Source organism: Bradyrhizobium sp. 1(2017), assembly GCF_011602485.2.
GTDB lineage: Bacteria > Pseudomonadota > Alphaproteobacteria > Rhizobiales > Xanthobacteraceae > Bradyrhizobium.
Map to the genome: position 1 here is coordinate 1149869 of NZ_CP050022.2, position 20512 is coordinate 1170380.

20 protein-coding genes and 2 pseudogenes are annotated in these 20512 nt (G+C 61.1%); 11 read left to right on the plus strand and 11 right to left on the minus strand.

Annotation, left to right across the window (positions count from 1 at the left end):
* Positions 1-77: 77 nt before the first annotated feature.
* On the minus strand, positions 78-917 hold the full coding sequence (locus HAP40_RS05465; protein WP_166819612.1) for an IclR family transcriptional regulator: 840 nt from the start codon (positions 915-917) through the stop codon (positions 78-80).
* Between the two features lie 317 nt (positions 918-1234).
* Between HAP40_RS05465 and HAP40_RS05470 the strand changes: the two genes are divergently transcribed.
* Genes HAP40_RS05470 through HAP40_RS05480 form a run of 3 tightly spaced genes read left to right on the plus strand, consistent with a single transcriptional unit; the run spans position 1235 to position 5742 of the window.
* On the plus strand, positions 1235-2026 hold the full coding sequence (locus HAP40_RS05470; protein ID WP_166818751.1) for an enoyl-CoA hydratase/isomerase family protein: 792 nt from the start codon (positions 1235-1237) through the stop codon (positions 2024-2026).
* 4 nt (positions 2027-2030) lie between these two features.
* Positions 2031-4127: an acetate--CoA ligase family protein gene (locus tag HAP40_RS05475; RefSeq protein WP_166818750.1), complete on the plus strand. Its 2097-nt coding sequence runs from the start codon at positions 2031-2033 to the stop codon at positions 4125-4127.
* Positions 4075-5742, plus strand: a complete 1668-nt coding sequence (locus HAP40_RS05480; protein ID WP_246741166.1) for a DASS family sodium-coupled anion symporter — start codon at positions 4075-4077, stop codon at positions 5740-5742. The genes HAP40_RS05475 and HAP40_RS05480 overlap by 53 nt, the downstream gene beginning before the upstream one ends.
* Before the next feature lie 947 nt (positions 5743-6689).
* Here the strand turns inward: HAP40_RS05480 and HAP40_RS05485 are convergent.
* Both HAP40_RS05485 and HAP40_RS05490 read right to left on the minus strand, forming a co-directional pair.
* Positions 6690-7073, minus strand: coding sequence for a response regulator (locus HAP40_RS05485; RefSeq protein ID WP_166818749.1), 384 nt, complete (start codon positions 7071-7073; stop codon positions 6690-6692).
* A gap of 420 nt (positions 7074-7493) precedes the next feature.
* Positions 7494-8645: a YihY/virulence factor BrkB family protein gene (locus tag HAP40_RS05490; protein ID WP_166818748.1), complete on the minus strand. Its 1152-nt coding sequence runs from the start codon at positions 8643-8645 to the stop codon at positions 7494-7496.
* A 173-nt stretch (positions 8646-8818) separates the two neighbouring features.
* Here HAP40_RS05490 and HAP40_RS05495 point away from each other — a divergent pair, with 173 nt between their 5' ends.
* The gene (locus HAP40_RS05495; RefSeq protein WP_166818747.1) at positions 8819-9031 is read left to right on the plus strand and encodes a hypothetical protein; all 213 of its coding nucleotides are present in this window, start codon (positions 8819-8821) and stop codon (positions 9029-9031) included.
* A 31-nt stretch (positions 9032-9062) separates the two neighbouring features.
* Complete coding sequence (locus HAP40_RS05500) at positions 9063-9473, plus strand: gamma-glutamylcyclotransferase family protein (RefSeq protein WP_166818746.1); 411 nt, start codon at positions 9063-9065, stop codon at positions 9471-9473.
* Positions 9474-9614: 141 nt separating this feature from the next.
* Here the strand turns inward: HAP40_RS05500 and HAP40_RS37295 are convergent.
* Positions 9615-9680, minus strand: a pseudogene (locus HAP40_RS37295) (hypothetical protein); the annotation flags it as partial.
* A gap of 251 nt (positions 9681-9931) precedes the next feature.
* Here HAP40_RS37295 and HAP40_RS05505 point away from each other — a divergent pair.
* Complete coding sequence (locus tag HAP40_RS05505) at positions 9932-10102, plus strand: DUF2934 domain-containing protein (RefSeq protein WP_166818745.1); 171 nt, start codon at positions 9932-9934, stop codon at positions 10100-10102.
* On the opposite strand, the gene HAP40_RS05510 is transcribed toward HAP40_RS05505, so the two are convergent.
* From HAP40_RS05510 to HAP40_RS05520, 3 genes are read right to left on the minus strand one after another with little or no spacing between them, the layout of a single operon-like run.
* The gene (locus HAP40_RS05510; protein ID WP_166818744.1) at positions 10092-10535 is read right to left on the minus strand and encodes a DUF3147 family protein; all 444 of its coding nucleotides are present in this window, start codon (positions 10533-10535) and stop codon (positions 10092-10094) included. The two genes, HAP40_RS05505 and HAP40_RS05510, sit on opposite strands and share 11 nt — an antisense overlap.
* Before the next feature lie 5 nt (positions 10536-10540).
* Positions 10541-10879, minus strand: coding sequence for a DUF3147 family protein (locus HAP40_RS05515; RefSeq protein WP_166818743.1), 339 nt, complete (start codon positions 10877-10879; stop codon positions 10541-10543).
* 22 nt (positions 10880-10901) lie between these two features.
* The gene (locus HAP40_RS05520) at positions 10902-12212 is read right to left on the minus strand and encodes an NRAMP family divalent metal transporter (protein ID WP_246741375.1); all 1311 of its coding nucleotides are present in this window, start codon (positions 12210-12212) and stop codon (positions 10902-10904) included.
* A gap of 404 nt (positions 12213-12616) precedes the next feature.
* On the opposite strand from HAP40_RS05520, the gene HAP40_RS05525 reads away from it, so the two are divergent.
* From HAP40_RS05525 to HAP40_RS05535, 3 genes are all read left to right on the plus strand, one after another.
* Entirely contained in the window at positions 12617-13159 is a 543-nt protein-coding gene (locus HAP40_RS05525; RefSeq protein WP_246741374.1) for a phosphatase PAP2 family protein, read from the plus strand.
* A gap of 2 nt (positions 13160-13161) precedes the next feature.
* Positions 13162-13770 (plus strand): cysteine hydrolase, encoded by a 609-nt coding sequence (locus HAP40_RS05530; RefSeq protein ID WP_166818741.1) that lies wholly within the window; start codon positions 13162-13164, stop codon positions 13768-13770.
* A gap of 144 nt (positions 13771-13914) precedes the next feature.
* Positions 13915-15315 (plus strand): carbohydrate porin, encoded by a 1401-nt coding sequence (locus tag HAP40_RS05535; protein WP_166818740.1) that lies wholly within the window; start codon positions 13915-13917, stop codon positions 15313-15315.
* Between the two features lie 102 nt (positions 15316-15417).
* On the opposite strand, the pseudogene HAP40_RS05540 reads toward HAP40_RS05535, so the two are convergent.
* From HAP40_RS05540 to HAP40_RS05550, 3 genes and pseudogenes are all read right to left on the minus strand, one after another.
* Positions 15418-15615 (minus strand): annotated as a pseudogene (locus HAP40_RS05540) (DUF6496 domain-containing protein); the annotation flags it as partial.
* Between the two features lie 403 nt (positions 15616-16018).
* On the minus strand, positions 16019-16480 hold the full coding sequence (locus HAP40_RS05545) for an inorganic diphosphatase (RefSeq protein WP_246741165.1): 462 nt from the start codon (positions 16478-16480) through the stop codon (positions 16019-16021).
* A gap of 121 nt (positions 16481-16601) precedes the next feature.
* Positions 16602-17117, minus strand: a complete 516-nt coding sequence (locus tag HAP40_RS05550; RefSeq protein ID WP_039146734.1) for a ferritin-like domain-containing protein — start codon at positions 17115-17117, stop codon at positions 16602-16604.
* 161 nt (positions 17118-17278) lie between these two features.
* On the opposite strand from HAP40_RS05550, the gene HAP40_RS05555 reads away from it, so the two are divergent.
* Positions 17279-18784 carry an FAD-dependent oxidoreductase gene (locus HAP40_RS05555; RefSeq protein ID WP_166818738.1) on the plus strand — a complete coding sequence of 502 codons (1506 nt, stop codon included), beginning with the start codon at positions 17279-17281 and terminating at the stop codon, positions 18782-18784.
* An 89-nt stretch (positions 18785-18873) separates the two neighbouring features.
* Positions 18874-20037 carry an NAD(P)/FAD-dependent oxidoreductase gene (locus tag HAP40_RS05560; RefSeq protein ID WP_414645392.1) on the plus strand — a complete coding sequence of 388 codons (1164 nt, stop codon included), beginning with the start codon at positions 18874-18876 and terminating at the stop codon, positions 20035-20037.
* On the opposite strand, the gene HAP40_RS05565 is transcribed toward HAP40_RS05560, so the two are convergent.
* Positions 20034-20312 carry a hypothetical protein gene (locus HAP40_RS05565; RefSeq protein ID WP_166818737.1) on the minus strand — a complete coding sequence of 93 codons (279 nt, stop codon included), beginning with the start codon at positions 20310-20312 and terminating at the stop codon, positions 20034-20036. The two genes, HAP40_RS05560 and HAP40_RS05565, sit on opposite strands and share 4 nt — an antisense overlap.
* Between the last annotated feature and the right edge of the window lie 200 nt (positions 20313-20512).

Here is a 20512-nt window from a genome sequence, read left to right on the forward strand (position 1 = left end):
ACTTTCCCCTCGGGATTCGTAAACTGTGCCGAATGGACGCTAGTCGCCAAGGCATAAGCAGAAACCGCAGCCGGACCTCAGATCGGTGTTTCCCTTCGCTGCGTCTGCGACCGGGGAGGCTGCGGCTCGGCCGTGTCGTCCGGAGACCCCGAGAGTGCATCCTTGCATCGGGCCGCGAATGTCATGAGGTACTCGCCGAGCTCTGCGCCAAGCACTTCGTTGGGCTCGACGTCCTGCACGCTCATGTTGAGTGCGTAAATCGGCAAACCGTCCAAAACGATCGGCGTTGCTACGGCGAGCACGCCAGGTTGCCAGGAGACCGCACAGTATCCGTCGCGCCGGATCGCGCGGATTGATTTCTGGATGTCGGCGATCAGCGCCTTCGTCGCGGCGGCAGAGCGTCGTCTGAATTGCGCGATTAGCCTGTCGCGGTCTGCGTCCGGGACGGCCGCGAGATAGGCGCGCCCGAGCGAGGTCAATTCCATCGGCACTTGTTGGCCGGCAACGATGCTGCGCAGTGTCGGGCGCGAGTTGTAGCGAATGGATTCCAGATAGACCATCATTGCACGATCAGCAGTCGCGAGACCGACGTTCAGTCGACGCCGCGTCGATTCGGCCCGCATCAGGGGACCAAGTACCTTGAGGACCGGCGATCCCATGCGAACGGCGTGGCCAAGGCTGAGAACGGCGGCTGAAAGGCGATAGTTTCGCGCAGTCCGGACTTCGTCGAGCATGCCGAACTCGACCAGCGTCTTGGTCAGGCGGCTGACGGTGGAGCGGGGCAGGCCGGTGCGCTCGGCAATCTCGCCGTTGCCGAGCGTATCGACGCCAGGCCGGAACGTGCGCAGGATTTCGATGCCGCGCTCCAGCGATCGATTTCCGTTTGCGCCACCCGAATATTGCCTCGCCAAAGCCATGCTGCCGGGACCAATTCCACTTAGTGGAAATAGGGGATATCTGCTTTTATGACGGTTCAGTATAGAAGCAAGCAATAAAACAAGCACAAAGCATCTCGGGAGTACGAAACGCAATGTCTGAAAACCCTGTTGAGTAATGTCCGGCGTGGTGCGGTTCGTCGATGAGGCGACGGACGCCGGTTTGAAATCGATACATCGTTGGTCCCCCGGCGCGTGCGCCGAGCTAGCCGGTCGGCATCAGCCAACGCGGCTGGAGTGATGTGTCCTCCACGATGCAGATCCGCGCATAGCGCCGAACCACAATCGAAGGCTTGCTCATGACCTATCAGCTCATCGAACTCTCAGTCGACGCCGGCGTTGCCACCATCGCCCTGAACAGGCCCGACCGCCGCAACGCAATGAGCGACGAGATGCGCTCGGAATTTGTGGACGCGCTTCAGAAGGTCACGAGCGACAACGCCATCAAAGCGCTGGTGCTGACGGGCCGCGGCAGCGCGTTTTGCGCGGGCGGCGATATCAGCGGCATGAAACGGCGTCTGGAAGCTCCGCAAGGCGAGGTCGCATTCAATGGCTGGAGTCGGCAGCAGGGCGTGCACCGGGTCCAGTCCCTGCTGCTCAACCTGCCCAAGCCGACCATTGCGGCGGTGAACGGAGCCGCGGCCGGTCTCGGCGCCGATACCGCGCTCGCGTGTGATTTCCTGATCGGCTCGGAGCGTTCGAAATTCACTTGGTCCTACATCAAGCGCGGACTGATCCCGGACGGCGGCGGATCCTATTTCTTGCCGCGCCGCGTCGGGCTTCCCAAGGCCAAGGAATTGATCTTCACCGGGCGGATGGTCCAGGCAGAAGAGGCCCTGGCGCTCGGCATTCTCGATCGCAAGGTGGTCTCCAGCGAACTCTTGTCGGCCGCGCAGGCATGGGCCGTCGAGCTCGCGCAGGGATCGGCGACCGCGCTGGCATTGAGCAAGAAGATCCTCAACCAGACTTTCGAGCGTTCGGCCCACGAGATCTTCGACCTTGGCAGCCAGGCGCAAGCCATCTGCTACACCAGCGCCGAGCACCGCGAAGCGGTGATGGCGTTTCTCGCACAGTCCTCCGCGAAGGAGTGATGCCATGAATGCCATCGCACGCCTCATCCGGCCGCGCAGTGTCGCCGTCATCGGCGCTTCCGCCGATCCAGCCAAGACCTCCGGGCGGCCAGTGTCATTCCTGCAAAAGCACGGCTTCTCTGGCGCGATTTACCCCGTCAATCCCAAGGTCGAGCGCATCGGTGACCTCACCTGCTATCCCGATGTTGGGGCGCTGCCGGCTGTCCCCGATGTCGGGATTGTCCTTCTCGGGGCAGAGCGCGCGCATCTCGCGGTCCGCGAGCTGTCGAAACGCGGCGCCGCTGCCGCGATCGTCCTTGCCAGCGGCTATACGGAAACGGGCGAAGAGGGGGCCTTGCGCCAGATGCAGCTCCTGGACGCTGCCGGCTCGATGCGGATCCTCGGCCCCAACACGATCGGCCTCGTCAACCTGACCGACAACATCGTGCTGTCGGCCTCGGGCGCGCTGGCGATGGACCACTTCCCGGCCGGTCCAATCGGGCTGGTGTCGCAAAGCGGCGGAATCCTTGGGGCGTTGCTCTCCCGCGCGGCAGCCCGTGGTATCGGGCTGTCGAAGCTCGTCTCCACCAGCAACGAAGCCGATCTCGAGCTTTCGGACTTCATCGAGTTTCTTGCCGACGACGAAGCCACCAGGGTGATCGCCCTGTATGTCGAGGCAATCCGGCATCCGGCTCGCTTCCGCGAGGCGGTGCGAAAGGCGCGCGAGGCCGGTAAGCCGGTGGTGGCCTTCAAGATCGGCCGCTCGGAGGCCGGAGCCAAGGCTGCCGTTTCACATACTGGCGCGCTGGCCGGCTCGGATCGGATGTACGACGCCCTGTTCAGGCAGCTCGGCGTGATCCGGGCGAAGACGTTCGAGGAGTTGCTCGACATTCCGGCTGCTCTGGCGGCTGGACGGAAGCTCGGCGGTAAGCGCGTGGCGATTCTCACCTCCACCGGGGGCGCCGGAACGATCGTCTCCGACAGCCTCGGTGTCGCCGGCTTCGAGACACCGGCGCCCGATGCGGAGACCGCGGCTCAGCTCGCCTCGCTGCAATCGGGCTCCTACGCCAGTCTCGACCGCAATCCGGTCGACTTGACTCTGGCCGGCCTGCATCCGGACATCTTGCGCGGCGCGATCCGCACTCTGCTAACCAGCCCCTCCTATGATGCCCTGGTCATCATCGCGGGGTCCTCCGCCGTTGGATCTCCGGCGTTGCTTGCAGACGCCGTTCACGACTGCCTGCCGCTGTCGGACAAACCGGTCATTGCCTATGTCAGCCCTCACGCGCCGAACGTCGGCGCAGTTCTCACCGAGCGCGGCGTGCCGGCCTATACGTCGGCCGAAAGCTGCGCATCTGCATTCTCGGGCTTGCTCCTGGCAGCTCAGTCCTCGCAAGGCGATTTTGCCGTGCGGGCCGAACGGCGGGTCGACATCGGCGATTTTCCGCCGGGCTCGCTCGACGAAGCTCAGGCCAAGGTGCTGTTCACCCGGTTTGGCATTCCCGCCGTAGCCGAGCAGATCGTCAGTACGCCGGCGGAGGCAGAAGTCGCCGCTCGCGAGCTTGGCGGAAAAGTGGTCCTCAAGATTCTCTCCGGCGAGATCACGCACAAGAGCGACGTCGGCGGCGTCGCCGTCAATCTGACGCCCGACACGATCAGCGCTCGCCTGACTGCCATGGCGGCCGACGTGGAAGCGGCAACCGGTCGGCGCCCACAACGCTTCCTGGTGCAGGAGATGATCGCGGGCGGCACCGAGCTGATCTTGGGCATGCATCGCGATGCGCTTGGCACCGCGGTTCTGATCGGCATGGGCGGTGTCACCGCGGAGCTCTTCAAGGATACGAGCATGCGCCTTCTACCGCCGCAGGGCGGCCTCAGCCGGGAGGAGGCGCTCTCGATGCTGCGTGACCTCATCACCTGGCCGCTGCTCGACAGATTTCGGGGAAGAGCAAAGGCGGACGTCGAGGCGCTGGTGTCGACGATCGTGGCTTTCTCGCTGATGGTGGCACAGCTCGGCGAGCGCCTGATCGAGGCCGAGATCAACCCCGTCTTCGTCTTGCCGGCGGGCCATGGCGTGCGGGCCGCGGACGGCGTCGTGGTGCTGGGAGCGGCAGGCGGCTGAGCAGGTCCTGCTCGCTCGGGGTAACTTGGCACTGAACTCTGACGAAGATCAGACCGCAACGATCATCAAAAAGCATCGGCACTTCGTCGGTGACCAAGAATCAAAATGGAGGATACGCATGTCGACGCTGGTTCATGCTGCGTCCGAAACGAACGGGGCGAGCACAAGGAAATTCCTGACCGTGCTGATCGGTCTGGCGATCATGGTGGCAATCATCATGGCTCCATCGCCGGCGGGTCTTTCGCCAGCGGGGCAGCGCGTCATCGCCGTGATGGCCTTTGTGGTGCTGATGTGGATCACCGAGGGGATCCCTTATGGGGTGAGCGCGGTCGCGCTGGTATTCCTGTTGATCCTCGCGCTCGGCTTTTCACCCGCAGGGAACGACGGAGGCGCTATTCTAGGAACCGCAAAGGCCATACCGCTGGCCCTCAGCGGCTTCTCGAACAGCGGCTGGCTATTCGTTGCGGCAGGTCTCGCCATGGCGGCGGCGATCACGAGCACTGGGCTCGAGAAGCGCGTCGCCTATCTGATCCTCAAGCTGGTCGGGGCGAACACCCATGCGATCATGTTCGGCATCATTCTGACCGCTTTCGCTCTCACCTTCTTCATTCCCTCGGTGATCGCGCGTGCAGCGACGCTGGTTCCGATCGTGATCGGGTTGACCGAGGCATTTGGTCTTCCGCGCAGCAGTCAGATCGGCAAGGCTATGCTCCTGCTCGCCGGCATCCTGCCGTCGGTGACCGGAGTCGGCGTGCTCACCGGAGCCGCGCCCAATCCGGTGATGGTCAATTTCCTGACCGGGGCTGGCCAGCCCCAGCTCGGCTATGTCGATTGGCTGACCTACCTTTTTCCTTATACCGTCGTGTTTTCGATCGGCCTCTATTTTCTGGCGACTAGGCTGTTCAAGTTTGAATTTACGGAATTGCCCGGAGGAAGCGATTACATCGCTGCCCGCGTCGCCGAATTGGGGCCGATGTCCACGGCCGAGAAGCGGGCATCTTTCATTATGGCGCTGACGATCGTGCTCTGGGCGACCGACAAAGTCCACCATGTCGAGTCTTCCGCCATTTCGGTGCTATGCGTGCTGTTGCTCGTGATGCCGGGCGTCGGCGTTACGACCTGCAATGATCTCTATAAACGAATCGATTGGAACTCGATCCTGCTGTTCGGCGCAGGAATATCGATGGCGGAGATGTTGACCAGGACCGGCGGCGCGGCGTGGCTGTCGGAGGTGGCATTCGTCGAGTCCGGGATGGCAGGCTTGTCTGTCACGGCGCTGGCGATCAAGATCTTCGTCGTCGTGTTCTTCGTCCGCTTCTGTTTCACCAGCATCACGTCGTGCCTGACCGCGATTACGCCGGCGATCATCGGCTTTCTGGTCTCCCTGCACAATCCGGACCTGCCGATCGTGGGAATCGTGCTGGGGGTGGCTCTCATTGCGCAATGCCTGTCGATCATCCCGGTGACGTCAGCTCCGGCTATGATCGCCTATGGCGCCGGCGGCTTCACGACGCGGGACATGATGCGGCTCGGCCTACCGCTCGCGGCCATCATGTACGGCCTGATCGTGCTGTTCATGTTCACTTACTGGCCGCTCGTGGGTCTCTGGAAGTGAACGGTGAAGTGCGCATGGACCGGGGGAGAACGCGCTGGCCTCGATCGCATTTGGCTGGCGTGGTGGCAGCGTTACTGGCCGGCTTTCCCCAGACTGCCATCGTCACGTCGAGAAAATCAATGACTTAGAAAACACTCACTGCGTTCGGGACGCAGGTGTCAAATTGCCACCTGAACCGAATGTCGGTATCGGTGGTTGCGCCTCTCCGCAACCACCGATACCGACACTCTAGGAGCCATCGCTGCTGCGGGGATTTTCGTTTGAGATCAGGAGCGCGCTCATCGAGCTCAACGATTAGTCAATAAGCTTACGCACGAGATGCACACATCTGCGGCTCGACGACATCGCCGTCCCATGCCTTGGTGTCCTTGATCTCTTCGTGGTGAGACAGGGCCGAGAAGGTGATCAGCTTTGCCGGCCTGCTATTGTCCGGCGTTACCAAGAGGTAGACCGCAGCCGGTCACGTCGAGAATGTTGGCAGGGATCCACGTGCCCTAGTCGAATTTACGTCGGGCGCCGCGGCAGTCGACGTGTTCGCCTTGGCGCTCATGCCATCGTCTTGCGGGCCATCTGCTCGATGCCTTCGTTCGGAATATCGAAAGTCGCTGGCAACGTTTGTTCGCCCGATACCAGCAAAAATGCCAGCAAACTGGACGGCCGTAGCGAATTTTTACGGGTGTTTTCAACGTGTCGCGAAAGTTTTCTCGTGAGAACCGGAATCGAACCAGCGACTTAAGTTATTGTTATTATTTGAATTTTTTTCGTGGTGCCCCTGGCCGACAATCACCTAGTACCATAACTAATTGAATTTGAAGTCACTTTTGTCATCAATTGCCACCGATACCAGCACAAATACCAGCAACGTGAGTTAGCTGGCAAAAAAAAATAAGTGCGTGGCTTCACGAAAGGAGGCGCGCCGGCTGCCGCCGTCCTCCGGGAGGGAGTGCCTAAGCTGTGACCGGACCGGATGGCGGCATACCTTCGAAGATCTTGTCGATCGTGAGCCGTAGTTCGTCCAGCCAGACCGGCTTGCGAAGCAGCGGGTGTCCCTTGAGTAGCGACGGAAGAACCTCGGGGCCGTAGCCGGACGCGAATAAGAACGGTTTGCGGCGAAGGGCTATCAGATCCGCCACGGGATCCACGTAGCGGCCGTGCAGATTGATGTCGAGGATGGCGAGGTCGTACTCGGCCGTCATGGCGAAGGACGAGGCGCTCTCGATGTCTCCAGCCTCACCGGCCACGCGATGACCGAGTTCGTCGAGCATGTCGGACAAGTTCATCCTTATTAGGACCTCGTCCTCGACCAGCAATACCGCGAGCGAGCGCTTCATGACTATAGGGTCCTGGCGAGAACCTGCGTTCGCGCCTCCTTGCGCTGTGTAGCCTCTCACTAAGACCGCGGCAAATCCATGGGGAATGGCTGCTTCGCAGGTCCACACTTCTGGAAATGGAACTACTTGAGAATTCGCTCGGCGCGGCATGAATTCGTCGGAGAAGAGGCCGCCCGCATCGGTGCGGACGGCTTCAAAAGTTCGTCGCTTCTGGCTACGCTGCCTTCTCGTTCACGCGAAGGGCCATCGTATTGAGCTCCTCGTCCGTCGACTTATCCTCACCGAGGTTCTGCTGAGAGGAACCGAAGCGCAGTCGCCGCGGTCGAGCTTTTTGGCCCGACGATCAGGGCTCCGTAGCGCGCGTGTTTACTCATTCCACCTGGTGGCGAACCGGTCCAGGTAGATGTGGAGCGCGCGGTCTCACGATCGGGCGGTCCCGACGGTGTCCGCCATCTTCGCGCCTCTGGCGCCGAGCGGCTTAGGCTCTCCCGTCGTCGTGTCGCGTGCCGTCTGGTGCTCCATCTCCGCGTTGAGCTCGGCACCCAGAAGGATCACGATGGCCGAGATCCAGAGCCAGGTCATGAATCCTATCACCGCGCCCAAGGACCCGTAGGTGGCGTTGAAGGTGCCGAAATTGGCGGCGTAGAAAGAAAAGATCGCGGAAGCCGCAAGCCAGAGGGTAGTGGCGGCGGCGCTGCCCCAGGTTATCCAGGTCCACCGCGGCGCCTCGCGGCTCGGACCGAACCGGTAGATGCAGGCCAGCGCAAGGGCCAGAGCGACGAAAAGAGCGGGCCAGCGTCCGATCCGGACGAGAAGGTCCGTCGCATTCGACAATCCTACGTACTGCAGCACCACGGGGATGACGACGACGGCGCCCAGCGCCGCCAACACGAACGCGATTCCGCCGACGGTGAATCCGAGCGAAATCGCGTTCAGTTTCACCAACCCGCGCTTTTCCTCCTCCCCATAGACGATGTTCAGGGTGTCAAACAGCGACTTCATGGCGGCGTTGGCGCTCCAGAGTGAGATGGCGAGGCCGATAGCGAAAGTGAAGCCGAGGGTCCGGTCGCCCTTGGTGGCGACGCGCGTTAGCTGCTCGCGCGCCACGTCCACGGCCCCGCCGGGAATGAAGCCGGACACGTCGTCGAGATGCTTCGCGATGCTGCCGGGATCGGAAAAGAATCCGTAGATCGCGACGAGTGCGGCGATCGCGGGAAAGATCGCTAGAAGGCTGTAGTAGGTCATGCCGGCAGCGAGCGCGAGAATACGATGCTCGCCGATGTTGCCGTACACGCGCCACAGGATGTCCTTCCATCCTCTCGCCGGGATTTCTGCGGGCGAAGTCGCCTGTCGTCCGCGATCTCCAACTTCGGTCGACATCTCGGTGGGCGAGGCGTCCCGATTGGCCTCTCGATTTTCGGGGAAGTCGTGATCGTTTTCGGGCCGCGCGACGCGATCGGGCGGGGCCAGCCGATCCCACAGGAAGGCGACGGCCAACAGCCCCAGCGCTGCGGCGAAACTCCACTTTTCGCTCTGCGATCTTCCTGCGCGAGTTTTTCCGAATTCGGCCATCGATCTCCTCCGCGGACTTCAATCGCCGCGGAAGGAGCCGGTTCCTGCTCGGGGGCTCCGTCAGCCTCGCAACGCGCCGAGCGGTAGCGTAATCCGGACGCAAAGGCCACGCTTCAGCCAATCGCGCTCGATCTCGCCGCCGACCCTTTCGATCGTCGTCTCGACAAGCTTCGATGAAACAACTCGATCGACGCACCAAGGCCGCCCTCGATGCCGTGCTCGAAGACGCCTGTCGCGACCTGCCGCACGGCGGAGATCACCTTTTCCGAAAAGCGATTGCCCAGAAGCTCATCCACAGCGCGCGCAAGGGCAACACCACAATCGAAGGCTTGATGATTGTCGCCCGCAATGCCATTCGTGAGACCACGGAACGCAAGTCGGCTTAGAAATAATGCGCGCGCGTGACGAGTGAGTGCCATGCCGCATGTCTTCGTATTCGGAACGCTAAAAAGAGGGCGGCCTCTTCACAAATGCGGTCTCGATGGGGCCTTGCTGCTCGGCGAGTACCGAACGGTCGAGCGTTTTCCGCTCGTTATTGCCGGACCGTGGTTCGCGCCAATGATGTTCAATGAACCTAGTTGCGGACATTGGATCACCGGCGAGGTGTATCGCATTGATGCGTACCGGCTTCAGAAGCTTGACAGGCTGGAATCGCTCGGCAAGCCAGGCAACTTCCGCGTCGCCATAGACGTCGTCCCAGTTAGTCTCGGCCAAACTGTCAGGGCCTTCGCCTATATGAAATCGCGCGATCTCGCCGAGGCGGCATATCACAGCGATCTCCTTGAAAGATACGAGGACGACCGATTTGTCGCTCCATGGCGACGATAAGATCAGACACGCGTTTACGATGCGCAACAATCGTCGCACGCGGCAGGGCGTTTTGAGGATAGATCCGCACCTTCTCCGCGCGCGGCGCGCGGCGCGCGATCGTGTCTGCGATGGCAGTTCGCCGAATAGTCTCCGATAGGCGCGCGAAAAATCACCGAGATGCCAGAAGCCATTTTCAAGCGCGACAGCCTTGACTCTAGGCGTCACCTCGCAGGAGGCTGCGCTGCATGGCCTGTAGCCTTTTCTGGCGTATGTAGTCGTGCAAGCGCATCCCCAGCACGGACCATGTAGCTTCTCGCAATGTGCGCACGGAGGTGCCGAGAGATCGGGCCAAGTCGATACTATAGACGGGAGACGCTAATCCGCCCAGATTGAATGAACGCTTAAACGGCGGTTAAGTTGGAACCGGCAACCGACGATCGCGTTTGCGCCTGCACAATCCAATGTGGGAGGACAGCATGGCAAAGCCGACGGATGAGCAGATACGCGAGCGCGCTCACTTGCTGTGGCAAGCGGCGGGCGAGCCTGAAGGGCAGCAGGATCGGTTTTGGTTCGAAGCCGAGCGCGAGCTGACGCGGTCCGATCCGGCGCTCAATGCGGACGAGAAGTCTGGTAACTTTACCGAGTAGCGGCTCCGGTTCCAGGCAACGTGCGCCGGAGCCGCCACATGCCCACGGCGACGGCGAACCAGACCAGAGAGGCGGCAGCCAGGCAGAGCGCCGGATTGAGACGGGGTGCCTGCCACCAGATCACCAGCGCGAACCCGGCCATGCCGATGCTGCCCCAGCCAGCTCCGGCGGCATCAAGCGCGGCGGCGCCCTTGCCGCGCTGCTCGCCCCGCAGGCCCTTTTGTTGCTTGCGCTCGCGTTCATGCTTTTCGATCAAGGTCGCACTGGCGCAGAAAATCGCCGGAAAGGCCAGCATCAGCCCGCCGGCCTCGGACCCTGCCAAGTCCGCCACGAGACCGGCAACGACAGTCGCGAACCCGCCGAGGGCGAAGCGCGCGACATATTCATAAGGTCGTCCCTGCTTGAGCGCGGAAAACTTAAAATGTGCCGCCATGACCGTTACCCGATGAGGGCTTGCTTGAGGCCTGCCGCCATCACGATCCAGACCACGAGAGCCGCGAGAGTGGATTTGAGCGCCGACCAGTCGGCCCGCATCAGCAACTGGCAAACAACCATGCTGTAGGCGGCCAGCGCAACCGAACCGAGGATCATCGAGCGAGCTTCGATCGCAACATAGTCGCCGCCATGCTTCCAGAAAGCGAGGCCGAGCGTGGCAAGCGCCACCGAGGGCGCGGCGCCGAACAATCCCGCGAAACTCTTAGGCCGCAGCACGTCGCCTATGACCGCGAACAGTGAGACCACAAGGCCGCCGATGATGAATCGCAATGCATAATCCACGACAGCTCCTTGCTTCTCGCTTTTAGGACGTTGTCGGCATCAGCATGCTGGCGGCCATGCCGACGATGCAAAGAGCCATCGCGGCTGTTGACGCCCAGCCGAGCCAGTACAGCCAGCCTTCGACGACAAGCTTGCCCATCACGTCACGGCGCCTGACCAGCAGCATCAGCATGGTCATCACCGGCGCCGCCAGTACGCCATTGATGACCGCGCTCCAGTAAAGCGCCTTGATTGGATCGATGGGCGTGAAATTGAGCGCAACACCGAGGCCGACCGAGAGGGCAAGCACCGAATAGAAAGCCACCGCTTGCTTCGGTTTGCGCGCGAGACCAACCGGCCATTTGCGGCCTTCGCCGATGGCATAGGCGGTCGATCCGGCCAGCACCGGCACGGCGAGCAAACCCGTGCCAATGATGCCGAGCGCAAAAACCAGTTCGGCCAGCGGCCCCGCAATTGGCTTCAAGGCGGCGGCCGCCTGCGCCGATGACTGCACATCGGTCACCCCCTGCTGATGCAGCGTGGCGGCCGTCGTGATGATGATCGCGATCGCAATTATGTTCGAGAAGGCCATGCCAATCATCGTGTCGAGCCGAATGCGCCAGAGCTCGCGCTCTTCAGTACGCGCGTCCTCCTTGAGCGGTTTCTTGTCGGGATGAATGCGCTGTTCCTCGGCTTCCTGCGAGGATTGCCAGATAAACAGGTACGGCGAGATCGTGGTGCCGAGGATGGCGACCAGCGTCGTCAGAAAGGCGCCGCTCCATTCGACCTTCGGGATGAACAGTCCCTTGAGCGCGTCAGGCCAGGGCACTTTGACGACCGCCAGCGCAACCACATAAGCAAAAAGCACCAGCGTCAGCCATTTGAGGATCGCGACATAGCGCTTGTAGGCGATGAAGATCTGCGCCAGTACCGAGACGACCGCAAAGGCAACGACATAGATGATCGCCGAGCCGCCAATCACCAGCTTCGCGGCATCCGCCATGGCGCCGAGATCGGCCGCAACATTGATCGTGTTGGCGACAAAGAGAAGACCGACGAGCGACCCAATCACCCAGCTGGGATAATTGCGGCAGACATTGCCGGCGATGCCGTGACCGGTCACCCTTCCGATCCGGCCCGAAATCTCCTGGATCGCTACCATTAATGGATAGCTGAGAAGCATCGTCCAGCCGATGCCAAAACCAAGCTGCGCGCCGGCCTGGCTGTAAGTGCCGATGCCGGAAGGATCATCGTCCGATGCGCCCGTAATCAGTCCAGGACCGAGCCGTTTCAGAAGGCCATTCTTCTCATCCGGCTTTTTGTCATCCGGCGTTTTGGCCTCGGCTTTTGCCATGTGCTCCTCGGGATCAGGGCTGCGCAGCGTCCCGTTTGCCACGTCAAGAAGCAACGAGGACTTCTTCGGTCAGAGTTCAACGCGCGATAGGGGACGCCCGCGCCGCCGGGGACGCGGCTCGCCAGCCTAATGGTGCCAGAAGATCGCCAGCAGCAGAATGATCGGCAGCGGGATACCCAGCAACCACAACAATGCGCCTCGTCCAAAACCCATGGCTCTTTCCTCCAATCATCTGTCCCACGCTTTCAACGCCACCGTCCGCCGCACAGTTCCTCGCTGGGAACGGTTTTCGCGGCTGTTGATTGAGAGACCGAGATGACCTGCTCCGCTTGCCAATCGCTATTTTATGGGATTGCGGCAGGCCGATCGTGGAAAGGAGGTCAAGGCTATCGATGACAATACGCGTGCACCCTTTGCCTGCCGACACCGCGCTCGCACGCATGATCGCGCGCAACACACGGCCTCTGCCTGAAGACGTATTCTCGATCATCACTTGGGGAGCCGATGGACATGTCCTGACGGCGCTCGCCGTCGGATGGTGGCTCTGGTCGCGCTCCAAGCCACCCGCGCAGCGACGGGTAAGCGATCATGTGCTGCTGACGACGCTAGCGGCGGTTCTGCTGCCTCACCTTTTGAAAACGCAGTTCGATCAGGTCCGGCCCGATCGTCGCACCGTGCGCGGCCATCTTCATGGCATTCCGCTCTCGGGCAAGGCGCTGGATGCGTTTCCGTCGGGTCACGCTGTGCATGTCGGCGCCCTTGCTTCCGCCGCAACCGAGTTGCCTCCAGTCAAGAGAAACCTTGTCTGGGCCGTCGGTGCCGTTCTCGTCTCGACGCGCATCGTTTTGCTCGCGCACTGGGCAAGCGACGTGATCGCGGGTCTGGCGATCGGCGCGGTCCTCGAGCGCCTGATGCGGCGGCTGACCGGCTTCGGAAGGTCGCGCTAGTCATGGGGCAATTGCTCTCACCGCCTGGCCCGCATGCCGTCCATCTCTGCATCGATATGCAAGGATTGTTCGCGCCCGGTGCTCCATGGGCAACGCCTTGGCTTGAGCATGCGCTACCCGAGGCGGTCAGGTTGATTGCACATGCGCCGCAGCGTACCGTCTTCACGCGATTCATACCCGTCCGCAACAAGGCCGAGGCGCGCGGCGTCTGGAAGGCCTATTACGAGAAATGGGAATGCGTAACACGTGATAGGATCGATCCGGCGCTGCTGGAACTGATGCCGGCCCTGCTACGCTTCGTGCCGCCTGCCACTGTCATCGACCGCCAAACCTACTGCGCTTTCGCCAATGGGCGGCTGCAAGGCTTCCTTGATGGGCATCAGGTGGATACGCTGATCGTTTCCGGCGGCGAGACCGATGTTTGTGTGCTGGCCACCGTGCTTGCCGCGGTCGATATTGGCTACCGCGTGATCCTTGCCGAAGACGCGCTATGCAGCTCATCCGATGAGAGCCACGACGCGCTGATCGAGCTCTATACCAAGCGCTTCAGCCTGCAGATCGAGGTGGCATCGGTTGACCGCATTCTAGCGAGTTGGGCGGTCGATGACTGAGCGCGTAGGATGATGGAACTTCTAGGGCGCGCTTAACATAGGTTAGACTTGTGCTTGCAAAGCAAACACTTCGATCAACGGGCTTGAATTGAAGCCGATCACATGGCCCGATGGGTGGGCGTCCCGCCGATCAGGATCGAAACTGTGAGCCGTACCAAAAGGCGCCTTTACCAATTGCTTCTCGCCGCCGCGCTGCTGGCGGCGGGGGCAGCGGCCGCCCAGGAAAACAAGAAGACCGACGACGATAAGCCGGCCGATCCCGATACGGGCGAAAGTACCGTGGAGGAAAAGACGCTGGGTCTCCTTCCCAACCCTTTCCAAAAATACGGCGTCAAATTCGCAGCCACCTATATCGGCGAAGTGCTGGGCAACCCTTCCGGCGGACTGAAACAGGGTTCGGTCTACGAAGGTCGGTTGAATCTCGCCGTGGACCTAGACCTGCAAAAGCTCGCCGGCCTCGATCAGCTGACATTCCATGCCAACTTGTTCCAAATCCATGGCGGCGGGTTGTCGCGCGGCAGTCTACAGAATTACTTTGTGGTCAGCGGGATCGAGGCGTTGCCGTCCACGCGTCTTTACGAGGCATATTTTGAAAAGCAGTGGGGCAACAAGAAAGTCTCAATCAAAATGGGGCAACTCGCGGCCGACAGCGAGTTCTTCAATACCAAATACACCGACGTGCTGACAAACGCCTCGATGGGCTGGCCGGCTATCACCTCGCTTGATTTGCCAAGCGGCGGTCCGTCGCCTCCCTTGGCTGCCATGGGAGCCCGGCTTCTGGTGAATGTCACTGAGCAGTTGTCCGTTCTTGGCGGCATCTTCGATGGCGATCAGGCTGGGCCCGGCCCCGGGGATCCGCAGGAGCGTAACCGCTATGGCCTCAACTTCCGCGTCAACGATCCGCCCCTCCTGCTCGGCCAGATCCAGTATGCCTGGAATAACACAAAGGGCGATCCGAACCCGGCCGGCCAGATCAAGTTTGGCGGCTGGCGACATTTTGGGTCTTTCGCCGATCAGAGATTGGCGTCCAAAGGCGTCTCACTCGCTTCACCCGTTAGCAGCGGCGAACCTCTGCTCTTGTCCGGTGATGTCGGCGGCTGGATGGTATTCGAGCAGAAGCTCTATCGTGTGCCGAAAAGCGACGACCGTGGCATTGGCATCTTTGCGCGTATCTCGGGTGCGCCTGCCGACCGCAATCTTATTGATCGCTACGCCGACGCCGGCATCGAATTCATCGGACTCGACGACCGCCGTCCCGACGACAAGTTCGGAATTGCAGCCGGCTACGCACATGTATCGAAGCGCGCACAGGCGCTCGATGCGGATTATCGCACATTTGTCGATCCAACCTGGCCGATGCGAAGTTTTGAAGGCCTTCTGACGGCCGTGTATCAATATCAGATCAGGGACGGGTGGACGTTACAGCCCAATCTTCAATACATCATCCATCCGGGTGGAAGTGCCACCAGCCCTTCCAGTGCAATGCCCGGCAAGGCGCTTCACAATGCGACAGTGCTTGGCCTGCGAACGACCCTGAAGTTTTGAGCCATGTGCCTGGAAACCTGGCGCCACGCGTTGCAGGAAACGTCGAGACGTCCCGAATGACGCGTGACTGCGCAGTGCCTGAATATTGCCCCGTTACTTCTTTTTCTTGGGGACTTTCTTGCCTTTTTTGCGGGCCTTGGAGAGGCCGATCGCGATTGCCTGCTTCTTGCTTTTCACCTTGCCGCCCTTTCCACCACGGCCGCTTTTGGCGGTCCCCTTCTTGTACCGTCGCATCTCGCTCTTGACGTCCGAGCCTGAGCTCTTCGAGGTGCGACGCTTCTTCTTTGCTTTCTTTGCCATGGGTTTCTTCCTTTCCGTGTTCGGATAACGACAGACGTTGTCAAGTCGTCGGGCTGTCACCACCCCCACCGACCATCCAATCCTCGATGCCTTCGTCGTCTTCCTCAGTACTCAGCCGCCAACTGCGTCGGCGGAATCGGTCGGATATCTGTTGCTTCAGCTGAGTTCTGGTGCGGCGCATCGATCAAGGGTTCTCCACGCCATCAACCATGCAACATCTGGCGGCGTTCCTATGCGGTCAATCCTATTCATCGCGTGCTAGGTCGGATGCGCGGAGCTGTACCTTGGAATTTGCCCGCGCCATCGAAATGTGTCGCCACACAGCTTAGCCGCGCGACGGATCAGCAAGATACACGCTCTAGTCACCAGTGATGAGTACGATGGCGATGACTGAGAGTGCAGCTCAGCGGGCCAGCCGTTTGATGGCCTTGGTCGTACGGTTTGGCCCATGCCAGCCGAGAAACTTCAGATCCTTGTTCTCCAGGGCATTCGTTGCCCGGAAGAACTGCTCGAGATCATCGCGCGCATGCGATGGAAGATTGCGGATATCCTTGAGATCGGTTTCGAGCGGTGACCGGTCCGGTACCGCAAAAATGCGGTCGTTTCGCTCGCTCTTGCCCTTTTTCTTCTGCTCGACTTCGAGAATGCCGATCGGCCGGCAGCGTAGCACAACACCGGGATAGGTTTGCGCGTCGTGCAGGATCAGCACATCCAGCGGATCGCCATCCTCGGCCTTGGTCGAGGGAATGAAACCCCAATCGTAGGGATAGGTCAGGCCCGCAATCAACGGCTTCGCCAGAGCAAAAGCACCGAGCTTAGGATCGAATTCGAGCTTGCACGAACTACCGCGCGGCGTCTCGACCACGGCGAAGATGTTGTTATCGTCAGCCCAACTCGGCAGTTTTATCAGATTGGTCATGACGGATGACTTGGCCTCGCAAGGAGTAGCAGGCCCGATGGAAAACGATCCGTCGGGCCCTGCCGGATCATGCGGCGGTGGAGGCCTTCTTGTTGACGCCCTTGCGCAACGCGACTGTGTTGAGCTTGGTGTTCGCCGCCTTTTCTTCGTTGAGGTTCGTCGTCAGGAAGCGCACGATGTCGTCGTGGCCGAGCTCTTCCGCCCAAGCGATCAAGGTGCCATAGCGGCAAATCTCGTAGTGCTCGACGGCCTGCGCGTTGGCTACGATCGCCGCATCCAGCACCGTCTTGTCTTCGATCTCGCCGGCCGTTTCGTCGGCTTCCTTGATGATGCCGTCGATGGCCGGGCATTGCGTGCCGCTTGGCGATTGGCCGAGTTTCTCGAAGACCTTCTCAAGCCGTTCGATCTGCTTGTTGGTTTCCTCGAGATGATTCTTAAGGCCAGTGGCCAGATCACGGTTGGTGGCCTTGTCGATCATTTTCGGCAAGGCCTTGGTGATCTGCTGTTCGGCATAATAGATGTCCTGCAAGCCATGCAGCAGCAGGTCGTCCATCGTCTTGATGTCTTTGGTGAATAGTCCCATGGCTTACTCCTTGCTCCAAAGCGGGGGAAACGCACGCTCAGCGTGCCGGTTCCTATGCGACAACGCCGCAGCCGGCCGGGAAGATGATGACATGGCGTATCGCGCGTCCGCAGGAACTCGCGCGAACAGGCCGCGTTTTGCCTCTTTGGGTGGAGTTCAACATGGTCAGCACCTCGCTCTGGATGGAGACCGAGATCCGGCCGGAGGCGGGGGCGCTTAAAGGCGATGTGCACTGCGATGTCGCCGTGGTCGGCTCCGGCATCGCCGGGCTCTCGACGGCGTACGAACTCATGAAGCGCGGCCGGTCAGTCGTCGTCATTGATCGCAAAGGCATCGCAAGCGGTATGACGGCGCGCACGTCGGCGCACCTTGCGCCGCTTTGTGATGATCTGATGAGCGAATTCAAGAAGCTGCGCGGCGCCGATGCCGCCAAGCTGTTCTACGAAAGTCAGGCTGCCGCCGTCGACCGGATCGAGGACATCCAGGCCGGCGAGAATATTGCCTGCGACTTCCTCCGTACTAACGGCTATCTTTTTCAAGGCAACGGCATGCCGGCCGATATATTCGATGAGGAGCTGGAAGCGGTGCGCGAGGTCGGCGCTCCCGTTCACCGGCTGGTCGGCGTGCCCCTCAAAGGCTGCGAGAACCGGCATGTCCTTCGATATCCACGCCAAGGAAAATTCCACCCCCTTAAATATCTCGCCGGACTTGCGGCCGTTTGCGAGAGCGGCGGCGTTCGTTTCTTTGCCAACAGTCCAGTGGAAGAAGTTGCCGAGCAGGACGGCGCCGTCACGCTGCGAACATCGCAAGGGCAGGTCACGGCCAGCCACGCCGTGATCGCGACCAACGCATCCATCGCCGATCGGTTTCAACTGCACACGAAGGTGGCTCCCTATCGCACGTATGTCGTCGCTTTCGACATTGAACGGGGCGAACTTCCCGATGCGCTCTATTGGGACACCGAAGATCCCTACCACTATGTACGGCTGCAAACCGGCCCAGACGATCATGATTTCGTCCTTGTCGGCGGCGAAGACCATAAAAGCGGCGAGGCCAACGACGCCGACAAACGCTTTGCCCGGCTGGAAAGCTGGGCACGCGACCTGATCCCGGCTTTGGGCCGCATCACCCATCGCTGGTCGGGTCAGGTTCTCGATACGATCGACTATGCCGGCTTCATCGGCCGCGAGCCCGGCAGCGAGCGCATCTACCTCGCGATGGGAGATTCAGGCCAGGGTCTGACCCATGGCGTGATGGGCGCGATGCTGAACACGGCGCTCATTCTGGGCGAAGATCATCCCTGGAAGCCCGTCTATGCGCCGGATCGCAAGCCGCTCGCAGCGGCGCGGAACTTCCTACGCGAGAACATGACGATCCTGCAAAATCTCGCGGAATATGTGGCACCGGGTGAAATCGCTTCCCTCGAAGAGCTTGAGCCGGGTGAGGGCGCTATCCTGCGGCGGGGACTCGAAAAGATCGCCGCCTACAAGGACAAGGCCGGCGAACTGCATCTTCATTCGGCCAGTTGCACCCATATCGGCTGTCATCTGCACTGGAACAGCTTTGAGAGCTGCTGGGACTGCCCGTGCCACGGTTCGATCTTTGCCCCCAACGGACAGCCGATCAATGCACCGGCCGTGTCGGCCTTGCGCCCGGTGAAGGTCTAGGGGGTCAAGGCACCTGGGAGCGTTCCATCTTCAAAAATGATGACATCGAGCAGGACGATCTGCGCAGCCCGCGCGCACCGTGGGCCGTCCTGCCGCCGCCGCCGATTGAACCGATAGCTGACAGCTTTCGATGCGAGGTTCTGATCATCGGCGCCGGCATCACCGGCGCGCTGGTGGCCGAGCGTCTGACACGGCAAGGCCATCAGGTTGTCATTATCGATCGCGAGCTTCCGAGTCTCGGTAGCACGGCTGCCAGCACCGCCATGCTACTCTGGGAAATCGACCGGCCGCTGTTCGAACTCGCGCAGCTCTATGGCTTCGAGAAGGCGGCGCGTTGCTATCGAGCCAGCCACCATGCTGCGCAAGGCCTGCTGTCCCTGGTTGCGCAGCATGGAATTGCCTGCGAGATGCGGCCACGTCTATCGCTCTATCTCGCCATCGATGACAGTCGGAAGCTTGTTCAGGATGAATATGCTCTGAGGAGCCGCGCCGGTCTGCCGTCGCTCTATCTCGAACATGCCGCGCTGCTGAAGCGCTTCGGCATCGCGCGGGCGAGCGCCCTTTTGTCAAGGGACGCGGCTGATGCCGATCCCGTGCTGCTCACGCATGGCCTGCTCGATATCTCCGTCCAGCGCCGTGCACGCCTTCTCAAGGCCAATGCGGTTGCCTTTGATAGCGCGGCCCAAAGCGTAACCGTCGGCCTCGAAAGCGGGCTTTCGATCGAGGCCCGCCATGTCGTGCTGGCGACCGGCTACGTGGCACCCGACATCGTGAAGCTCAAAACCCGACCAGCCTCCAGTTGGGCTATCGCGACCCGGCGGCAGCCAGGTAATCTGTGGCCCGAACAGGCGCTGATCTGGGAAGCGAGCCGGAACTATCATTATGCGCGGACCACAGCTGATGGCCGCATCATCCTTGGCGGCGAGGACGATCATGCGCTGATCGAGCCCGAGGTTCGTAATAATGTCACACCGGCAAAGGTGGTTGCGCTCAAGAATTATTTGAAGGCACTTTGGCCGCATGCATCGGACCGGGTCGACTTCGCCTGGTCGGGCGCTTTCGATACCACCCATGACGGCCTGCCGCTGATCGGCGCGGTGCCCAGCTGCAAGAATATCTTCGCCGCCTTTGGCTATGGCGGCAACGGCATTACCTTCAGCTTTCTTGCGGCGGGACTTCTGGCCGCGCTGCTTGCCGGAGGCTCTTCGCCCCTGCTCGATGATCTTGCGATTGACCGCGATATTCTCGGCTAACGACGCGCGATCAGGCAGCCCAGCATGAAGGCGACGAGTAGCGAGGGCAGCGGGGCCTCTCGCACCACGTCGCGCAGAAAGGCGAGCGCCTGACCCGGCGGCTGTCCCTCTTCCAGGCTCTGCCGCACCGTGCGGGCGGTCTCACGCACGCCTTCCGAAACGTCCTTCACTTTTGCCAAGGCGTCTTCGGTGTCCATCTGATCCTCCTCCGGCATGTCCAGCAAGCCAAGCTCATGGATGCCCAGTCGTTCCTCCACCGTTCTGGCTTTCACCATGAAGCCGTTCTAGGAGCCATCAGCGGAAGCTTGCCTCGGCGCCTGAGACGAAAGACGGAGAGCAAGCCCCAGCGACTCCGCTTATCGTAGCGTAATGGTTCGTCCTCGCGTGTGCCGTACGGAAGACCTGATTTAGGAACTTCTGATCTCGGCCGGGCGTTTAGGCATGTTTCGCGGAGTCGGGAACCAACCGGCCAAGG